Here is a 13995-nt window from a genome sequence, read left to right on the forward strand (position 1 = left end):
CTCCTCACTTAAATGTTGTCAGGTTCGCGGTAAAGTCCACGACCCAATAGAAAAAGCCCGGCTCCTCAGCTTGAGAGAACGCAGGCTTACTTGTGATGCTGATGCCGCCGAATTGGTAGCTACCATCCTGGCTGTCTAGGTCAGACAAGGTCTCAAGGTAGTTCTGAACCTGCCAGAGTTGGTCATTAGCCGCCTCTTGGTCTTGAGAGTGAATGACGTACTCATAGGCGAGTGCGACATCCTTCTCCCCGTCCATATACTCCCTTGTGACCTGCCCGCCTGGCATCGCATAGAATGACGCCGACTCGGCTGTGCCTGGCAACCCGATACTTGTCGGGAGCGGCATCTTCTGGCTGTTGATGGCCTCCTTGAGACGGTCGTTGAAATCCATTAGAGCTGTGCCCCCTTCACGAATGCGTGCTGCCATTTGCTCATGTACAAGCTCTTGGCTCGTTCATCCCACTTCGGACCGGTGCCTGGTGTGGTGTAGTGCCAACCAACGCCGCCGACCCATTGACGATGAGCGTATGGCTCAACGTAACGGATGTTAGACCCATCACTGGCCACGACAGAGCTTTCTCGCAGGTGATTGTTACGTTTCGGAACGAACTGGTTCATGTCCGCAGCCGCTTGGTTGGCCATAACGACCATGCCACGCTGAAAGCCTTGACGGCTGAGTTTACGCTTTAGGCCGCGGTCATTGACCTGTACTGAAAAGCCCATCAAATCACCTTCAATTCGATGCTGAACGGGGTGCTGCTGTCAGGCTCCTCATGACTCGACCAGTCGACCACTTTGTACGGGTGACCATTGAACGTGAGCCGTGCTTGCAGCCAACTGTCGTCGATGGCGTCCGGATATCCGGCAGTGTATGCAGCAAATAAAAAGACCGTAGCATTCGCCACGATCGTTCGATTTGCGCCCACGCCAGAGAAGTCCTTGGTAAGGTCAACGCGCACAGGTGCCAGCGTGATTGCCTTGTCGTAGGTCGGCTTGTTGTAGTCGCCTTCACCGAGGAACCGCTCGACCGTCACTGTGTCATTGAGCCACGCACGGTCCGGTTGGATTGCGCTCATAGGTGCATCACTCCCCTGTAAAGCAGACCGGTTCCAGACAGCGACCGCAACGCATCGTCGCAGACAATTGTGCCAGACACATTAGCAGCCGCATCACCGAGCGTCTTGGAGACTGTAGTGGCACCAATGGACTGGCTAACCGTCTGGGCCTGTGCCGCCTTGTACTGGGCGCTCGACTTTATACCAGTGTCGGCCATGTACTTAATCTGCAGCATGACAGCTCGCTTGAACCGCGTTACACGCAAATCAAACGGATCATCATCAATGGTGTGTGTCTGATAGTAGTTGTTGGTGATTTCGTCCAAGTACATTCCGGCGAGCGCCGACAATCCGTCAAAGTCATCGGGTACCTCCGTGACGTGCATCGCCTGAATGTAGTCTTCCGCTCCAACGTAGAGTGTATTGGTCATCTAATCACCGCCTAGGCAGCAGCAGCCACGGTCACCTTGACGGAAGCCGTGAAGCTGCCACTAGTGGCGGTAACATTGGCCGTTCCCGCAGCTACAGCCGTAATGGTGCCGTCAGCCGCTACCGTCGCAATGGCTTCGTTATCAGAAGCGTACGTGATGGCGCCGTTGATGGTAGCCGCATCACTTGCGTTAGCTGGTTCAGCCGCAGCGGTCACCTGCTTAGTGTCGCCGACCTTCATGCTGGCCGTCTGCTGGCTCATCTTGAGCCCCGTGGCCGGCGTCGGCACTACGCTTTTGGGACCGCACTCACGTAGATGGCCTTCTTGGCGTTGTCAAAGACGATGGCATCGTAGTAGTCGAGGCCCTTGATGGTGTCGCGGTAGCCAGAACGATCCTGTGCAGCCGGAACTGTGTCAACGGAGCCAAACTTAACGATAGGCGCTACAGCAGTCAGCGGTGTGATGATGAACTGAATCGTGTCATCAATGTCGATGCCCTGAATCCGGTTCTTGGCAACCTTGATGATTGGAACGCCGCCATCAATCTGGGCAACCGTGCGGTTGATGCCGTTGATGGACTGCTGGTTGACCGTGAAGGACTTGGTAACGCCAGTGGCGTTCTTGAGCAGGCGGTAGAAGGCAGCAGAAACAAACATCACATAACCGCCAGGCACTTCGTTGTCTGTCATGTACTCTTCGGCAGCGTCATACAGGTCCAGGACGTTGTCAGCTGTCGCAACAGTAGCGTCCTTCTTGCCGGCATTGTCGTACAGAGCCTGAATGGCAACCTGGTCACGATGAGGCACGGTGATCAGACGACGGTGCTCGGTGACAATGTTGTTGATGGTCAGTGCAGCACTCTCAGACTCATCGAGCTGGTCAACGTCATAGCCGAACCAGTCTTCGTGGGTCAGCTTAACGGTTTCCTTGTCGATGTTGATTTGGCTGCGGGTGTTGTCGCCGTTGCGCTTGTACTGTGCAGCGTCCATGAAGCCAGACATCTTGTTGACACGGACTTCATTCGCGCCAACAAAGTCCGCAGCAGTGATGGACTTAGCACCTTGAGACAGCACGTCCCATACTTGGGAGTCAGCTTTGAACCCCTTGTCAATCGTGGCAAGGTCTTTACTATCTAGAACTAATGGCATAGTGTATGCCCTCCTTTATTATTTGTCGGAGAGACGAGCGGCAATCTTATCGACGATTGTCGTGTCTCCGGTTGGGTTTGGATCGGGATTACCCGGAGTCGTAATCTTTGGCGTGTTTGGCTTGGTCGGCTCTGTTGGCGCAGCAGCCTTGAACAGCATCTTGCTGTCGTCAGCTGACTGCAGTGTCTTCAACTGTTCGTCGAGGCCGTTGAGCTTGCCCTTGTCGTCAAGCTTCAACGAATCCTTATCGAGCAAGGCTTCAACCGCCTTTACGTTCAGCGCTCCCGCCTGAGTCAGTGCGAGCTTGGTTGCACTGTCTAGGCGTACCTGGTTCAGCTGTTCCGCAGCCTTCTTTTGAGCTTCAGCATTCTCCTGCTTGGCTTTCTCAAGCTCGGCCTGGAGGTCCTTGTCGCTCTTGTGATTCTTCTGGAGCGTGTCCAGTTGACCACTGACCGTAGTGAGCTGTTCCTTGGCACTGTCACGCTCAGACGTCAGTGTGTTGACCTGCTCTTTGAGCGGGTTCACAACTTTGCCATGCGCAGCCATAACACCTTTGATTTGTTCCTCGGTTAATCCCAGTGACTTCAATTCTTCTGTGTTCATACCGTTCTCCTAAGCCGTTGGTGAGCGGGTCGGCTCCCGCATGGATTTAGGCATAATAAATGAGCAGTTTATCGACTTGCTCAGGTCGAGGTTTCAGTTAGTAAATACTTGTTCTCGTTCATAATCGCGGTGCAGGAAGTCGTGGTCTTTGACCAGCTTCCGCATAGCCGCTTGATTCTTGCGTATCAGCAGTTGATTGCTCTGAGCGCCCTCGTCATCACCCATTTGCTGAGCCACGGCCAGGCGGTTCTTGTAGCCTCGAATGCGGCGCTCAAGTTCGCGTTGTTTCTGGACAACATCGCCCTTGGCCACTGCTTCTTTGGGGTCATACTGCGGCTGGTTGTTGGTATTCACACCTGGCACATACAGCCACTTCATATGGTGGCAGTTGATACCAAAGGTACCGCCTGGTTCACCGTAGCCGTGATTGTACAGACTCTCGAAAAACTCGCCGGACTCTGGAGCAGTGAAGCTTTGGCGGCGAGTGGTGACCAGGTGGCCTTGAATCGGTGCACATGCCGGTCGACTGGCTTCGTGACTACTCATGACAAAGGTATCAATGCCATTGTCACTGGCAGCCTGGTCACGGACGGCCTGAAATGCCCGGTTGGTGGTCGTATTGATCACCATGCGGGCATATGTTTCAAGGCTCCAGGCATGGCCACCTTTGTCGATGAGGTTGAGGTTGATACCCTTATCCCGCCATTTGTAGATGGTGTCCTTGAGCGCCTTGTCAGGTGTCTTGAGCCCGGCTAGTACATCAGCAGTCGTTTCTTTGACGATCTGCTGATAGGTGCGCATGGCCGGACTCTCGTTATAGTTTGTCGTCAGCAGCGTTTGATTCACGTTGTTGTCGAGCTGCTGAAAGGTTTGAGCCAAGTAACCATCGAGCACCTGATGAGTCATGTTGATTTGCTCGGGTTTTGCTCGCTTCTTGGTCGCCTTAGATGCTCGGCCATACTCCTGGTCAACCACCTGATAGCCAGCAGTCTGAAATAGATCTATTAGTTGCTGCCGCGCAATGCCGGTTGCCTTGGCCACATCATCAATCACTGAATCATTGACCAGGTGCAAGTCGTTCATGACTTCCATCTGCCACTGCAGCACAGTGGTCTGGTCATAGTCTTCTATACCGTGCGTCTTGAGCCGCTTCACAAAATCGGCAAAAATCTGGCTTTCCAGGTGCTGATACACGTCGATGATTGAGGCGGTCTTGGTATCGAGTTGATGCTGCGTAACCTTTGGCATTAAGCATCACCGCCGCCTGCCTCGTCTCCTGAATCATCCGTGTCAGACTGGTCGCCATTGCCGCCAAACAGCGCATCCTGCGGGTTTACCGCCTGGTTGGCAGTAGTTCCGGCAATCTCATCCGCAAGCCGCTTAGCGTCCGTTTCCGTGACTCCTTGGACGTGCATGATGGCCTGCCAGTCCGTGCAGAGACCAGCAGCCTGCAGCTTGATCCAATAGTCGGCAGTCGCGGACTTGTCCGTAAAGATACCATCGTCAAAGTCGACGCTGACCTGGTCACGAGTTGGAATTGGACCAGTGTATAGCGTCTTGCCATTAATCATGGTGGCTTGAGCCAGTTCGCAAATGGACACGACCAAGTCCTTGACCGCTTGCTCGACCATTGACAGGTGCGAGTTGCGGGTCTGATAGGTCATGCTGTTCTCACTGACAACTTCGGTCGCGGTCTTGAGACCTGTGCTGTCGAAGCTAAAGGTGCCAGCCGATAGTCCAACCTGCATCTCCAGCGTCTTGAGGAAGTTCTGCATCGCGGCAATGTACTCGGTTGTGCGGATAGGTGTCGATAGGTCGGTGACTTTGTCATTATCCATGCTACCAGCGACTGGGAAGAAGACGTTCTGATCAGGGTCGAAGTACTGCCGTGGCTGAAGCTGTCCATTCTCTGGTGCTGCCAGCTGAATCATCGACTCAGGCACAGCAACACGGCGCTGCCCCATCTTAATCTCCCAATGGAACTGATCATAAGTGTCGTTGATTTGAGCCAACGTACTAAGTGCGTTATCGCAGATGCCCACACCAAGCGGTGAGGTCAGACTCTTGTTGTTGAATCCAGCCGGCTTGAGATAGACGAACAGCGGGCGGCTGAAGCTTTGGAGTGTTGTGGTCGGTTGCAGGTCAGGATAGAGCGTGTTGAGCGGCACCTGAATGCCAACGATGTTCTTCTCCTCAGACCGGTACAGCTCATTGGTAATCGTGTAACCGCCAGGCGTCCACTCGTGAAACTCAAGCAGCGTGTAATACACCGTCTTGCCGCTCTCAGTGCGCCTGGTTGGCGTCGCAATCGCGGCACTAGAAACATCGGACGTGTTTGAGCGCAGCGGGAAGAAGTTAGGCGCCTGAATCCAGGCCAGCTTAATCTCACCAGTGGCATCGTCAACATATGGTCGGATAGCCAGGCCACCCATCGCTAGGCCAGACTCCAGGTAACGCTCAAAGTTCTTGTTGAAGTCGTTAGCATCAAGGACGCTTTGGACAAACGTGTTAGCAACATCCGGCTCCTGATAGTCGATGCTATCTCCATTCTCATCTGTCTTCGGTGGGCGCGTCTCAACGCTAATCTTCGACTGTTCGTTGAATAGCAGCGAGGCCATGCGACGAGCAATCACCTGCATCATGTTGAGCGTGACATAAGGCCGTTCTTTTGTGTCTCCATATGTGTTGCGATACTTAAGCGCTTTGAAGTCGCCTTTGAAGTAATGCATGTCGCGATCAATCCGGTTATATTCTGCCGGGTCAACGTTGATTTTTGGATGATCAGTAATCGAGTTAAGCGATTGTACAACTCCCATGGCCGCGCCCCCTTTCCGGAACAGATTCTTGATTGTGTCGATGAGACCCATGTGCTCACCTCCTTAGCGTTTGAGCCCGAGTAGGCGGGCATTATCCATAACGAGATACTTAAAGGCATCGACCGTGTGATCATCTTCCTTGATGACTTTGGGGTCATCGCTCTGCATCGTCTTCTCGTCCCACTGGTACTTCCGATGCTGGTCAATGAATATCTTGTTGCCTGGCGTATCCAAGTAAAAGACCCGCCCTTGTGCGAGCAGGTCTTGAACGTAGTCGATCATGTCGGCTTCTTTGCGTTTGACCACCGGATGCCAGGCTATTTGATAGCGGTGATAGTACTCGTTGCGAATCGCACCCTCGGCAGAATCAATCGTGCGGTTCTTGAGCGCGGCTTCTCTGTATTGATTGAGCATCTTAGCGATGAAGTCGTGCATCTCAACCACGAGCTCGCTAGGCGCCTTCTTGACGCTCTGGTGAGCCGGTGAGTAGTAATAGGTGTCCTCTACGATAACTTTGCCTTGGGCCGTCAAGCCGACCATTGGGATAGTCGTAGCAGATTCCATGTGCCCAGTATCGGCAGCAGCCAGCTCATAGATGATTGGGTCATCAGCAGGCACCGCGTCCAGCTTGTGGAACAAGTCCATATTGTAGACGTTTGTGCCCAGCCCAACGACCTCGCCGAGATACAGCCAGCGGTAATAGTCGTAATCGTTGGCCTTGTATTTCTCAATGAGCTTCAACTGCTGTTCAGTGGTGAATCCAAGCTTGTCGTCTAGGTACGTGCTGCTATCGACGAAGTAGTCGGGGTCGCCTTTGAAACTGTCGACCCACTCATTTATCCAGTCATACGGATTCTTGGGCGGGTTGTAAGTGTAGAAGACCGGCACCTTTGAGACCCATGGAGACTTCTGACGAATGAACGTCGGGTTGCTCTGGTCGAAGACGTCCTGCCTCTTGAAGTTAGCAGCTTCTTCATACCACAACGCGATCACATCGCCAACCGTGTTGGACTTGAGTTTCTCGGGCTTATCGGCGCCGTAGAAATAGAAAGCCGAGCCGGTGCGCTTATGGGTTATCTTCATCGGTGAAACTGAGAAGACAAACTCGCTAGTCATGTCAAGCTTATCCAGTGCCCAGGTGATTTGGCTGTACACCGAATCACGCAGGTTGTTGGCATTCTCGCGGACGATGATGATGTTGGCCTTGTGGCCCTGCTGCGTCTCGCGCTTCATCATCGTAGTTAGCTTGATGCTGACGGTTGACGACTTAAAGCTGCCGCGGCCACCGTTCAGGATGAAATATGTTGCCTTACTGCGCCAAAAGTCATAGAAGTGTGGCTGAATTAGCCGGGTGAGCTTAATCTTTGGCCGCTGCTTAGTCGTCGGGGATATCATCAATGATCACCGTCCCCTCTTGACCGTTGGCACTGGTCAGGATATCAGCTTTAGCCTGAGCAATATCAGCCTCGGCTTGCAGCTTCTTGAGCTGTGCTTGAAGCACCGCATCGTCGGCGGGATAACGCTTAAGCAGCTCTTTACCTGCCGTGATTTTGGTCTTGATATCGGCCTCTCGCTCAACGGTATCAGCACCACCCATACCACCGACGACAATGGTCTCTTTGGCCTCGCCACGAATCACCGATGTCAGGAACTGCAACACTTCATCGGCCTTGGCTATCTTGCTCGACTCAAGTTTTTTCATCTGCTCGTCGATGGCGGTTTTGATACCAACATTTACCAACATTTTGGATGACTGGGCCATTGCATAATTCTTGCTGTAACCTGCACCCAGGGCCGCCTTGGTGGCATTTCCGGTCTTCACGTATTCATCGACGAACTTCCGCTGTTTTGGTGTCAACTTTCGCATTACATACCACCACACCTCCCTGAGGGTATTAAAAAAGACGCCGAAGCGTCATTGCTGTATCTATGACTTAGTTATCTCTCTGTTGCGGTCTTGAGCGCCGCTCATGAACCAGTCATATCCCAAATCCTTTATTTCGGTATAACGAAGTTGCCCAGAACGATCTTGAGCAATCGCTATATATTGAAGCTCAGATTTGTTTAAAGAATCGTCAAAATTCACCACACGGTTAACACTCTCGGCAAAGTTAGATCCGTCCACAAATCCAAAGTATGTTTGCCCTGGAATCAACGTTGCGTCTTCATCGCTTCGGTACAGGTTCGGCTCAGATCCAACAACTGGAATTGAATCTGGTAATATGTGCCTTCGTCTGTTGCTAGTCTTAACGCAGATTGCAAGCAAAGAGATCTGCACTTTTTGGTATCTAGAAGTATTTTTGACATTAATCCAAAAGCCGCGACCCTTGCCAGTACTTCTATTTATACCCGCGCCCGGTATAAAAGTAACTTTAAACTTTATTGTTTGGTGTCGCCTGTCAGATAAAAGCGTGTAAACCAACGCAAGCCCAGTTATCACTCCAGACACCAGCTCGGTCCATGATCCAAGTTGCAAAGCATTCACCTCCATGGGCAATGATACGCGGTATGGAGATTATTGCCAGATACAGTATGGCTACTGTGGCATTTGTGGATAACTAAAAGACCCGTCTCGTCGACAGGCCAGTATGATGTTCGATCAGAAGAAGAAACGAGGTGGTTTCACCTCTTTCCTTTTGTCCGGCTCAGGGCCGGTATGACCGCCTAGCTTTTGAAGGCTAGACGGCTACTTTGGAGGTTGGTAAAAGTGAAAGAACATCCTAAAGGAGCTTACCGGGTAGGGGTCCGGTAAAACAGCCGGTGGGACTCGAACCCACACCTTTATGCTCCGCCTGTTGAGCTTCAGCTGCCTTCATACATTTACTGCACACTATCATGATACTTACGGAACCATCGCCCCAGCGTCGCCCTTGCATCGTTGTTGCGTCGCTCTTGCAACGTTTTTTAGCCATTGTTTACTGTTCTATATGCCAACAGTTCACTTGGCTCTGGTGGCCACACCTCAGCAAAAGCCACCAGTGCTTCCTCTTTGGCATGATAGTAGGCCGTGTTGCTCATGCTGAGTCTGATCATGATGTTCTCTGCCGTCACCGGTCGGTCAATGTATAGGCAGCGCAGAATCACTCTCGATTCCTCGCTCTCGATGCATTCAATCGCCCGACGCACGCGTTGAACAAACTCCTGATCAGAAAGCTCGGCAATTAATTTCGTTTCTGTTCCGTTTTCAACCGAATCATTGCGGGGCATGCCGTCCATGAGCGGTGACTTCAGCCCCATTACTTCTGCCCGTTTTGATTTCGCTTCGCGGTGCCTGAAGTCACTCAGCAACCGCTCTGCATTCTTGGCGGTTTCTTCGTGATCCAGCCGTCGAAAGTATGTCTGTACCAGACGCCCCATCGTTCCGCACTCCCTTTGTGGTAGAATTGAATTGACGAGATCCAATCAGCGTGCCGGTGGTGCGCTATTTTTTTATTTCGTTTCGTGGCAGTACGGGCACTCCCGGTCGCCGTCTGAGGCTGCGGCGTAACGTTTCTGCATGTCTTCGCGGTACTTGTCTCCATAGGCGGTATATCCGGTCACCAGTGTCATGCCAATAGCCTTCTCTACCGCGGCGTTGAATACGTCTTGCTTGGTTTCAGTCATTCCGCCACCTCCCACTCTCCAAGCGACCAAGCCATGGTAAATGTATCTTGGTGATCTAGCATCCATTCCTCCGGCTCACGAAGGTTCGGAACCTCTTTCCAGTCATCATCAACGTCTTCGTACAGGTTCCGCCAGATTTCGCCGATGGTCTCGTCGTTCTGCTGGAACCACTCAATCACATACGCCACCGCCTGCGGAATGACCGGCAACTCAGCGTACGTCTTCTTGAAGATGTCGTCTGCAATCGGCCAGTGCTCACCGTTGACGCCGGTGGCAATCCAGTCACCGGGTTGCACCGTCAGTTGGCCCTCTAGCGTGTTGATTGCCCACCACATTGAGCTTTGTGGATGTTTCCAATTTGAGCCAAGCCCATATTTATCTGCCATTACATTAGTACCGTCAAACTGCTCTGCGGTCACAAGGCCGCGCTTGTAGTACTTGTGTACTGTCATTCTTCTACCTCCCACTCGCCGCTCAGCGCGCTACCGCCAGCGTCCAGATAGGCTCGATAGCGTTTGCCTGGCACGATGGTATCAACGGCCCCATACGACTCTCCCAGCGGTTCGTCCTGCATCGCGTCATCGGCCAGTCCAGCGATTAGCTCACGGCCAGTCATGAGCTGGTACTGATTGCCGTCCGGGTCGGTGTGAATGGCGGCGTCCGCAAGGGCAACACTGTGTTCTGCACGCCAAGCTGTCCCCAGCCGGTCCGCCCAGTACATCAGCTCGTTGCCAGCCTGAATCTGGCGCTTGAAGCCAAAGCTCTCGCCGCTCTTGAGCAGTTGCTCGACTTCATGCTGCATGCTCTCGATAACGTCCAGCACCGTTTCAGTCTTCGTCATGCTCGGCCACCTCCATTGCTCGGTCCAGTATCTTCACAAGCCGCTTGTCGTTCAGCTCAACTTTTGCTCCATCAAGATATGCTGCGATTAAGCCTGCCCGTTTTGCCGACCTTGCAAGCGCTACTGGCTTGCCATTGTATGTCACAAGGCGATTAACCGGCGCGTTGTATTTCTTCACCGCAAAAATGGCAATATCAGGTTTCGTCATGCTCTGTCACCTCCTCGTCTAAGTTGCTTGCTGCGCTCAGCCCGTGTGCATTCTCATGCGCCTGAACGATGTTCCACAAGATTTCTGACGCGGGGCGCTTGCGGTGTGGCGCATATCCCGGCCCAGCAAACAGGTGACGCTGGTACAGCCGCTTGCCGGAACTGTCAGGAGTTAGTATGCCAGTTATGTTTTTTGGCTTTGAAATCCCTGGCTTACCAATGCTTTGTAGCAATACCAGCGCGAACTCTTGCGTGCACACCAGCCAGTTTTCATCACCGTAGAAGGTCAGTCCGTGACCGCTGAGAAAGTCGCTCATGCTAGACTTGACCTCGTAGAAGACAAACTTGCCCAGATCTACCGAGGTTGGCTCGGTGATGTACTCCGGTGTGTAGGGCTTAAAACTCACAAAGTCCACTCGCCGCTCGGCCGGAGTGTTTTTGTCGAAGTTGACCTCTGGTGCCCAGTAGGAGGACTGCGCCCGCATCCGTTTGACGACTAGGTTGCTTAAATATTCCGTGGTGCTCTGCCTGTCACTCATCGCGCACCTCTTCCTCCAATTTCACGATTTCACCGGTTTCCTCAACGCGCCAGATACCTAGCAACCATGCACGAGCAAATGTGTTCTGATTGTTAGCAATCCAGTGATACTTCGTCTGGTTTAGGGCATCGAGCGGCGTATCAATGTGACTGACGGCATCTCTAAGGAAACCGAATAACGTGAACATCAGTTTGTATCTCTTTAGATACTCTCCCACCGATTTCGGAATCACCGGCAGATCATCTGGCAAGGCGGAGGAATAACGTAACCGATACTCTGCTGGGTGGCCATTATCGCCCTGACCTCCGCCAGAAATCGCGTCACCATATGCGTCTAGCAAATCCTCGAACACGTCCCGCTTCGTCTCATTGCTCATCGTCATTCACCTCCGTTGGTTCGATGACTCGCAAGTAGAAACCGCCGCCATAATAGCCGTTGCCATACCCGTCATCACCCTCGCCGACATCAAAGCGCTCATCGGCGTAGTAGATGAACAAACGGAATGTACAATCTTCGTCATCAAAATCGTCACGATTATCGTCATACACCGCTTCAACATTGGTAATTGCGTTGTCGTGGTCTGCCAAGCGCTCCAGGTCGGGCAGGCTACTCCAGCCATTACCGCAACCGCCACAGCCCTCATTCGTGTAGGTCAACAGTTGGGTGCCGTCATCGCACGTCAGCAAATACCCGCCGGTCTCCATATACGTGTCCGCTGGCGAAACTGCATCTTCAACCTTCACGATACGTCGTCCAATTAACCAATCGAAACCGTCCCCGTCGAACTTTTGCTCATTGCTCATCATCAGTCACCTCCATAGGTGTGATCGCCTTAACCCAGTCAGGCGTCGCGTCGATGTCCGACTGGGTGACGGTGTATCCGTGTTTGACGGCATCGTCAGTGTCTAAAGCAATTGCGTCAGGCCGCCAGTTTCCAGTTCCTTTGACTGCGTAATATTGAGCGTTTCCGTGCATCCGATAGTTGTGGTAGTAAGTGCCGGGCATTGGCAGCACGTACCGCTTAGGTTTCTCGACCGTCCAGCCGATCACGTAGGCGCGCATGAGGCGGTCTTCGAGTAATACCTCTTGGTCGGAATCTTTCGCGGCATTGTACGCATACTTACTAATGACTGCTGCGGGGCGCCATACGGTTGTGTCCTTAGCCTTTTTCAGCATCTTCGCTTCTTCTTCGCTCACCACGACCTTCGCCGGGGCCTCGACTAGCTCGACCACGTGAGCATCGTGTATTTGGACTTGGCGCTTGGCTTCGTTTTTCGAAAACGTGTCTGGGAAGTCGCACCAGAAGTCGTCCATTCCGTCAACGGCCAACCAACTGCCAACGTCATTCTTCACTGCGTACATACTCATTTTCTCGCCTCATTCATATCGTCCACCACGATCGACCCCCACAGTGCTAAGACTGCCGCCAGCCATACCAGTGCACGGATTACTCCTTTGTTCATTCCATGCCGCCCTCTTTTAGTAGTTGCCACGGCTCTACGTGGAACACGCGAGCGTAGTCTTCAATGATTCCGACACTCACGTTTTTGCCGTCTAGGATACGTTCAAGCGTACTCTCACTCAGTCCGTGTCGCTGGCAGAACGTAGTCTTGCTTAGCCCCTGTCGGCCTAGTAGTGTCATGACGTTATAACTTACCGTTTGCATCGTCTTAATCATTCGGGGCCTCCTATCAGAACGGCAGGTCATCATCTGAGATGTCTAGCTGCTTGCCATTGCTTGCGAACGGGTCATTTACCACCTGTGGTGCCGTTTGCGCCGGTTTAGGCTGGCTCTGGTATGTTGCCCCACCAGCCAGCTGAGGCGCCGCCTGTGGCTGCTGTGGGGCCGGTGCGGCCTGCTGTGATCTCTTCGGCTCCAGAAGCGCGAAGTTCTCGACCACTACCTCCGTCACAAATACCGTTTTTCCTTGCTGGTTTTCGTAGTTGCGCGTTTGAATGCGTCCCTCCACCCCAATCAGCGACCCCTTCTTGGTGAATTTCGCGAGGTTCTCTGCGCTCTTGCGCCAGATCACACAGTTGATGAAGTCTGCTGTTGGCTCGCCGTCCCGCTTGTACTGCCGGTCAACTGCCAGCGTGAACGTGCCGACTGCCGTGCCGCTTTGCGTATATCGCAGGTCAATGTCCCGGGTCAAACGCCCGGTCAAGCTCACGTTATTGATCATGCTTAGTCCTCCTAAAATGGCAGTGCCATGTATGCCCCGACCGTGTTCTGTTCCTCTGCGGATAACAGCGTGAATGCCGTCATCACATCTGATGGCACCCGTGCGTCACCGACCCACAGCCGCCCATAGATCTCGAATATCGACATTTCTGGGTTGCTGTCGTGCTGGCTCGCCAAGTACCGTGCCAATCGCTTTTGGTTGTCGTTCAATACGTCACTAATCAATCTCATATACCTCCACTCGTGGGTTGACCTTGTCGATGAAGAACCTGTCCCGCAATTCTACGATGTTGTCCCAGTTGTCGTTGGTCAGAAACCCGGCCGCCATCATTCCATCAAACACAAACTTGTGCTGAAACGCGATATTGTCAGGGTCTGTTCTGCGGTCATACCAGAACCAGTCGAACCGTAGCGGTTTGCCCCAGTCGAACCGGACTCCCTTTCGCATCGCCAGCAAGGTGTATTCCGTTGCGATTGTCGTAGTCCGCTTCTTTTCAGCGGCACCTCCAAAACGATTTCCACGCTCGATTTCGATGTATTGATTCAGCGTGAGAAGCGGCATCGGAATCAT

General features: G+C 52.8%; 25 protein-coding genes and 1 tRNA gene. All 26 read right to left on the bottom strand.

Annotated elements, in window-relative coordinates:
- Window positions 1-4: 4 nt before the first annotated feature.
- Window positions 5-391 (bottom strand): phage tail terminator protein, encoded by a 387-nt coding sequence (locus EKM86_RS01310; protein WP_164506115.1) that lies wholly within the window; start codon window positions 389-391, stop codon window positions 5-7.
- The gene (locus EKM86_RS01315; protein WP_125754713.1) at window positions 391-723 is read right to left on the bottom strand and encodes a minor capsid protein; all 333 of its coding nucleotides are present in this window, start codon (window positions 721-723) and stop codon (window positions 391-393) included. Before EKM86_RS01315 ends, EKM86_RS01310 begins: the two co-directional genes overlap by 1 nt.
- Window positions 723-1076 (bottom strand): putative minor capsid protein, encoded by a 354-nt coding sequence (locus EKM86_RS01320; RefSeq protein ID WP_125582611.1) that lies wholly within the window; start codon window positions 1074-1076, stop codon window positions 723-725. Before EKM86_RS01320 ends, EKM86_RS01315 begins: the two co-directional genes overlap by 1 nt.
- The gene (locus EKM86_RS01325) at window positions 1073-1486 is read right to left on the bottom strand and encodes a head-tail connector protein (RefSeq protein WP_125754714.1); all 414 of its coding nucleotides are present in this window, start codon (window positions 1484-1486) and stop codon (window positions 1073-1075) included. The genes EKM86_RS01320 and EKM86_RS01325 overlap by 4 nt, the downstream gene beginning before the upstream one ends.
- An 11-nt stretch (window positions 1487-1497) precedes the next feature.
- Window positions 1498-1746: an Ig-like domain-containing protein gene (locus tag EKM86_RS01330; RefSeq protein WP_125754715.1), complete on the bottom strand. Its 249-nt coding sequence runs from the start codon at window positions 1744-1746 to the stop codon at window positions 1498-1500.
- A gap of 26 nt (window positions 1747-1772) precedes the next feature.
- Window positions 1773-2633, bottom strand: coding sequence for a capsid protein (locus EKM86_RS01335; protein WP_125754716.1), 861 nt, complete (start codon window positions 2631-2633; stop codon window positions 1773-1775).
- Window positions 2634-2651: 18 nt separating this feature from the next.
- A complete protein-coding gene (locus tag EKM86_RS01340; RefSeq protein ID WP_125754717.1) occupies window positions 2652-3236 on the bottom strand; it encodes a phage scaffolding protein in 585 nt (194 codons plus the stop codon).
- A 93-nt stretch (window positions 3237-3329) separates the two neighbouring features.
- Window positions 3330-4484 carry a phage minor capsid protein gene (locus EKM86_RS01345; RefSeq protein WP_125754718.1) on the bottom strand — a complete coding sequence of 385 codons (1155 nt, stop codon included), beginning with the start codon at window positions 4482-4484 and terminating at the stop codon, window positions 3330-3332.
- Window positions 4484-6052, bottom strand: a complete 1569-nt coding sequence (locus tag EKM86_RS01350) for a phage portal protein (RefSeq protein WP_263853470.1) — start codon at window positions 6050-6052, stop codon at window positions 4484-4486. Before EKM86_RS01350 ends, EKM86_RS01345 begins: the two co-directional genes overlap by 1 nt.
- Window positions 6053-6115: 63 nt before the next feature.
- Window positions 6116-7447, bottom strand: coding sequence for a PBSX family phage terminase large subunit (locus EKM86_RS01355; protein WP_125754803.1), 1332 nt, complete (start codon window positions 7445-7447; stop codon window positions 6116-6118).
- Window positions 7428-7919, bottom strand: coding sequence for a terminase small subunit (locus EKM86_RS01360; RefSeq protein WP_125754720.1), 492 nt, complete (start codon window positions 7917-7919; stop codon window positions 7428-7430). Before EKM86_RS01360 ends, EKM86_RS01355 begins: the two co-directional genes overlap by 20 nt.
- 60 nt (window positions 7920-7979) lie before the next feature.
- The gene (locus EKM86_RS01365; protein ID WP_164506116.1) at window positions 7980-8528 is read right to left on the bottom strand and encodes a hypothetical protein; all 549 of its coding nucleotides are present in this window, start codon (window positions 8526-8528) and stop codon (window positions 7980-7982) included.
- 276 nt (window positions 8529-8804) lie between these two features.
- Window positions 8805-8862, bottom strand: a tRNA-OTHER gene (locus EKM86_RS12270).
- A 94-nt stretch (window positions 8863-8956) separates the two neighbouring features.
- Window positions 8957-9409 carry an ArpU family phage packaging/lysis transcriptional regulator gene (locus tag EKM86_RS01370; RefSeq protein ID WP_125754722.1) on the bottom strand — a complete coding sequence of 151 codons (453 nt, stop codon included), beginning with the start codon at window positions 9407-9409 and terminating at the stop codon, window positions 8957-8959.
- Between the two features lie 72 nt (window positions 9410-9481).
- Window positions 9482-9655, bottom strand: a complete 174-nt coding sequence (locus tag EKM86_RS12275) for a hypothetical protein (RefSeq protein ID WP_164506117.1) — start codon at window positions 9653-9655, stop codon at window positions 9482-9484.
- Window positions 9652-10107, bottom strand: coding sequence for a hypothetical protein (locus EKM86_RS12480; protein ID WP_225419328.1), 456 nt, complete (start codon window positions 10105-10107; stop codon window positions 9652-9654). Before EKM86_RS12480 ends, EKM86_RS12275 begins: the two co-directional genes overlap by 4 nt.
- Window positions 10104-10496, bottom strand: coding sequence for a hypothetical protein (locus EKM86_RS01380; RefSeq protein WP_125754723.1), 393 nt, complete (start codon window positions 10494-10496; stop codon window positions 10104-10106). The genes EKM86_RS12480 and EKM86_RS01380 overlap by 4 nt, the downstream gene beginning before the upstream one ends.
- Entirely contained in the window at window positions 10483-10704 is a 222-nt protein-coding gene (locus EKM86_RS01385) for a hypothetical protein (protein WP_125754724.1), read from the bottom strand. The genes EKM86_RS01380 and EKM86_RS01385 overlap by 14 nt, the downstream gene beginning before the upstream one ends.
- Window positions 10691-11242, bottom strand: a complete 552-nt coding sequence (locus tag EKM86_RS01390) for a hypothetical protein (RefSeq protein WP_125754725.1) — start codon at window positions 11240-11242, stop codon at window positions 10691-10693. The genes EKM86_RS01385 and EKM86_RS01390 overlap by 14 nt, the downstream gene beginning before the upstream one ends.
- Window positions 11235-11618 carry a DUF1642 domain-containing protein gene (locus EKM86_RS01395; protein ID WP_125754726.1) on the bottom strand — a complete coding sequence of 128 codons (384 nt, stop codon included), beginning with the start codon at window positions 11616-11618 and terminating at the stop codon, window positions 11235-11237. The genes EKM86_RS01390 and EKM86_RS01395 overlap by 8 nt, the downstream gene beginning before the upstream one ends.
- Window positions 11608-12048 carry a DUF7448 domain-containing protein gene (locus tag EKM86_RS01400; RefSeq protein WP_225419329.1) on the bottom strand — a complete coding sequence of 147 codons (441 nt, stop codon included), beginning with the start codon at window positions 12046-12048 and terminating at the stop codon, window positions 11608-11610. Before EKM86_RS01400 ends, EKM86_RS01395 begins: the two co-directional genes overlap by 11 nt.
- Window positions 12035-12610 (bottom strand): DUF1642 domain-containing protein, encoded by a 576-nt coding sequence (locus EKM86_RS01405; protein WP_125754727.1) that lies wholly within the window; start codon window positions 12608-12610, stop codon window positions 12035-12037. Before EKM86_RS01405 ends, EKM86_RS01400 begins: the two co-directional genes overlap by 14 nt.
- A gap of 91 nt (window positions 12611-12701) precedes the next feature.
- Complete coding sequence (locus EKM86_RS01410; protein WP_164506118.1) at window positions 12702-12920, bottom strand: helix-turn-helix domain-containing protein; 219 nt, start codon at window positions 12918-12920, stop codon at window positions 12702-12704.
- A 13-nt stretch (window positions 12921-12933) separates the two neighbouring features.
- Window positions 12934-13425: a single-stranded DNA-binding protein gene (ssb, locus tag EKM86_RS01415; protein WP_125754729.1), complete on the bottom strand. Its 492-nt coding sequence runs from the start codon at window positions 13423-13425 to the stop codon at window positions 12934-12936.
- An 11-nt stretch (window positions 13426-13436) separates the two neighbouring features.
- Window positions 13437-13649, bottom strand: coding sequence for a hypothetical protein (locus EKM86_RS01420; protein ID WP_125754730.1), 213 nt, complete (start codon window positions 13647-13649; stop codon window positions 13437-13439).
- On the bottom strand, window positions 13642-13995 hold the full coding sequence (locus tag EKM86_RS01425) for a RusA family crossover junction endodeoxyribonuclease (protein WP_191988008.1): 354 nt from the start codon (window positions 13993-13995) through the stop codon (window positions 13642-13644). Before EKM86_RS01425 ends, EKM86_RS01420 begins: the two co-directional genes overlap by 8 nt.

Source organism: Lacticaseibacillus hegangensis (assembly GCF_003946465.1).
Taxonomy (GTDB): Bacteria; Bacillota; Bacilli; order Lactobacillales; family Lactobacillaceae; genus Lacticaseibacillus; species Lacticaseibacillus hegangensis.

What these genes read in the sequence shown, in the direction of transcription:
- EKM86_RS01310 (WP_164506115.1), bottom strand. Translation starts at nt 391, where the DNA reads ATGGATTTCAACGACCGTCTCAAGGAGGCCATCAACAGCCAGAAGATG.
- EKM86_RS01315 (WP_125754713.1), bottom strand. Translation starts at nt 723, where the DNA reads ATGGGCTTTTCAGTACAGGTCAATGACCGCGGCCTAAAGCGTAAACTC.
- EKM86_RS01320 (WP_125582611.1), bottom strand. Translation starts at nt 1,076, where the DNA reads ATGAGCGCAATCCAACCGGACCGTGCGTGGCTCAATGACACAGTGACG.
- EKM86_RS01325 (WP_125754714.1), bottom strand. Translation starts at nt 1,486, where the DNA reads ATGACCAATACACTCTACGTTGGAGCGGAAGACTACATTCAGGCGATG.
- EKM86_RS01330 (WP_125754715.1), bottom strand. Translation starts at nt 1,746, where the DNA reads ATGAGCCAGCAGACGGCCAGCATGAAGGTCGGCGACACTAAGCAGGTG.
- EKM86_RS01335 (WP_125754716.1), bottom strand. Translation starts at nt 2,633, where the DNA reads ATGCCATTAGTTCTAGATAGTAAAGACCTTGCCACGATTGACAAGGGG.
- EKM86_RS01340 (WP_125754717.1), bottom strand. Translation starts at nt 3,236, where the DNA reads ATGAACACAGAAGAATTGAAGTCACTGGGATTAACCGAGGAACAAATC.
- EKM86_RS01345 (WP_125754718.1), bottom strand. Translation starts at nt 4,484, where the DNA reads ATGCCAAAGGTTACGCAGCATCAACTCGATACCAAGACCGCCTCAATC.
- EKM86_RS01350 (WP_263853470.1), bottom strand. Translation starts at nt 6,052, where the DNA reads ATGGGAGTTGTACAATCGCTTAACTCGATTACTGATCATCCAAAAATC.
- EKM86_RS01355 (WP_125754803.1), bottom strand. Translation starts at nt 7,447, where the DNA reads ATGATATCCCCGACGACTAAGCAGCGGCCAAAGATTAAGCTCACCCGG.
- EKM86_RS01360 (WP_125754720.1), bottom strand. Translation starts at nt 7,919, where the DNA reads ATGCGAAAGTTGACACCAAAACAGCGGAAGTTCGTCGATGAATACGTG.
- EKM86_RS01370 (WP_125754722.1), bottom strand. Translation starts at nt 9,409, where the DNA reads ATGGGGCGTCTGGTACAGACATACTTTCGACGGCTGGATCACGAAGAA.
- EKM86_RS12275 (WP_164506117.1), bottom strand. Translation starts at nt 9,655, where the DNA reads ATGACTGAAACCAAGCAAGACGTATTCAACGCCGCGGTAGAGAAGGCT.
- EKM86_RS12480 (WP_225419328.1), bottom strand. Translation starts at nt 10,107, where the DNA reads ATGACAGTACACAAGTACTACAAGCGCGGCCTTGTGACCGCAGAGCAG.
- EKM86_RS01380 (WP_125754723.1), bottom strand. Translation starts at nt 10,496, where the DNA reads ATGACGAAGACTGAAACGGTGCTGGACGTTATCGAGAGCATGCAGCAT.
- EKM86_RS01385 (WP_125754724.1), bottom strand. Translation starts at nt 10,704, where the DNA reads ATGACGAAACCTGATATTGCCATTTTTGCGGTGAAGAAATACAACGCG.
- EKM86_RS01390 (WP_125754725.1), bottom strand. Translation starts at nt 11,242, where the DNA reads ATGAGTGACAGGCAGAGCACCACGGAATATTTAAGCAACCTAGTCGTC.
- EKM86_RS01395 (WP_125754726.1), bottom strand. Translation starts at nt 11,618, where the DNA reads ATGAGCAATGAGACGAAGCGGGACGTGTTCGAGGATTTGCTAGACGCA.
- EKM86_RS01400 (WP_225419329.1), bottom strand. Translation starts at nt 12,048, where the DNA reads ATGATGAGCAATGAGCAAAAGTTCGACGGGGACGGTTTCGATTGGTTA.
- EKM86_RS01405 (WP_125754727.1), bottom strand. Translation starts at nt 12,610, where the DNA reads ATGAGTATGTACGCAGTGAAGAATGACGTTGGCAGTTGGTTGGCCGTT.
- EKM86_RS01410 (WP_164506118.1), bottom strand. Translation starts at nt 12,920, where the DNA reads ATGATTAAGACGATGCAAACGGTAAGTTATAACGTCATGACACTACTA.
- ssb (WP_125754729.1), bottom strand. Translation starts at nt 13,425, where the DNA reads ATGATCAATAACGTGAGCTTGACCGGGCGTTTGACCCGGGACATTGAC.
- EKM86_RS01425 (WP_191988008.1), bottom strand. Translation starts at nt 13,995, where the DNA reads ATGATTCCGATGCCGCTTCTCACGCTGAATCAATACATCGAAATCGAG.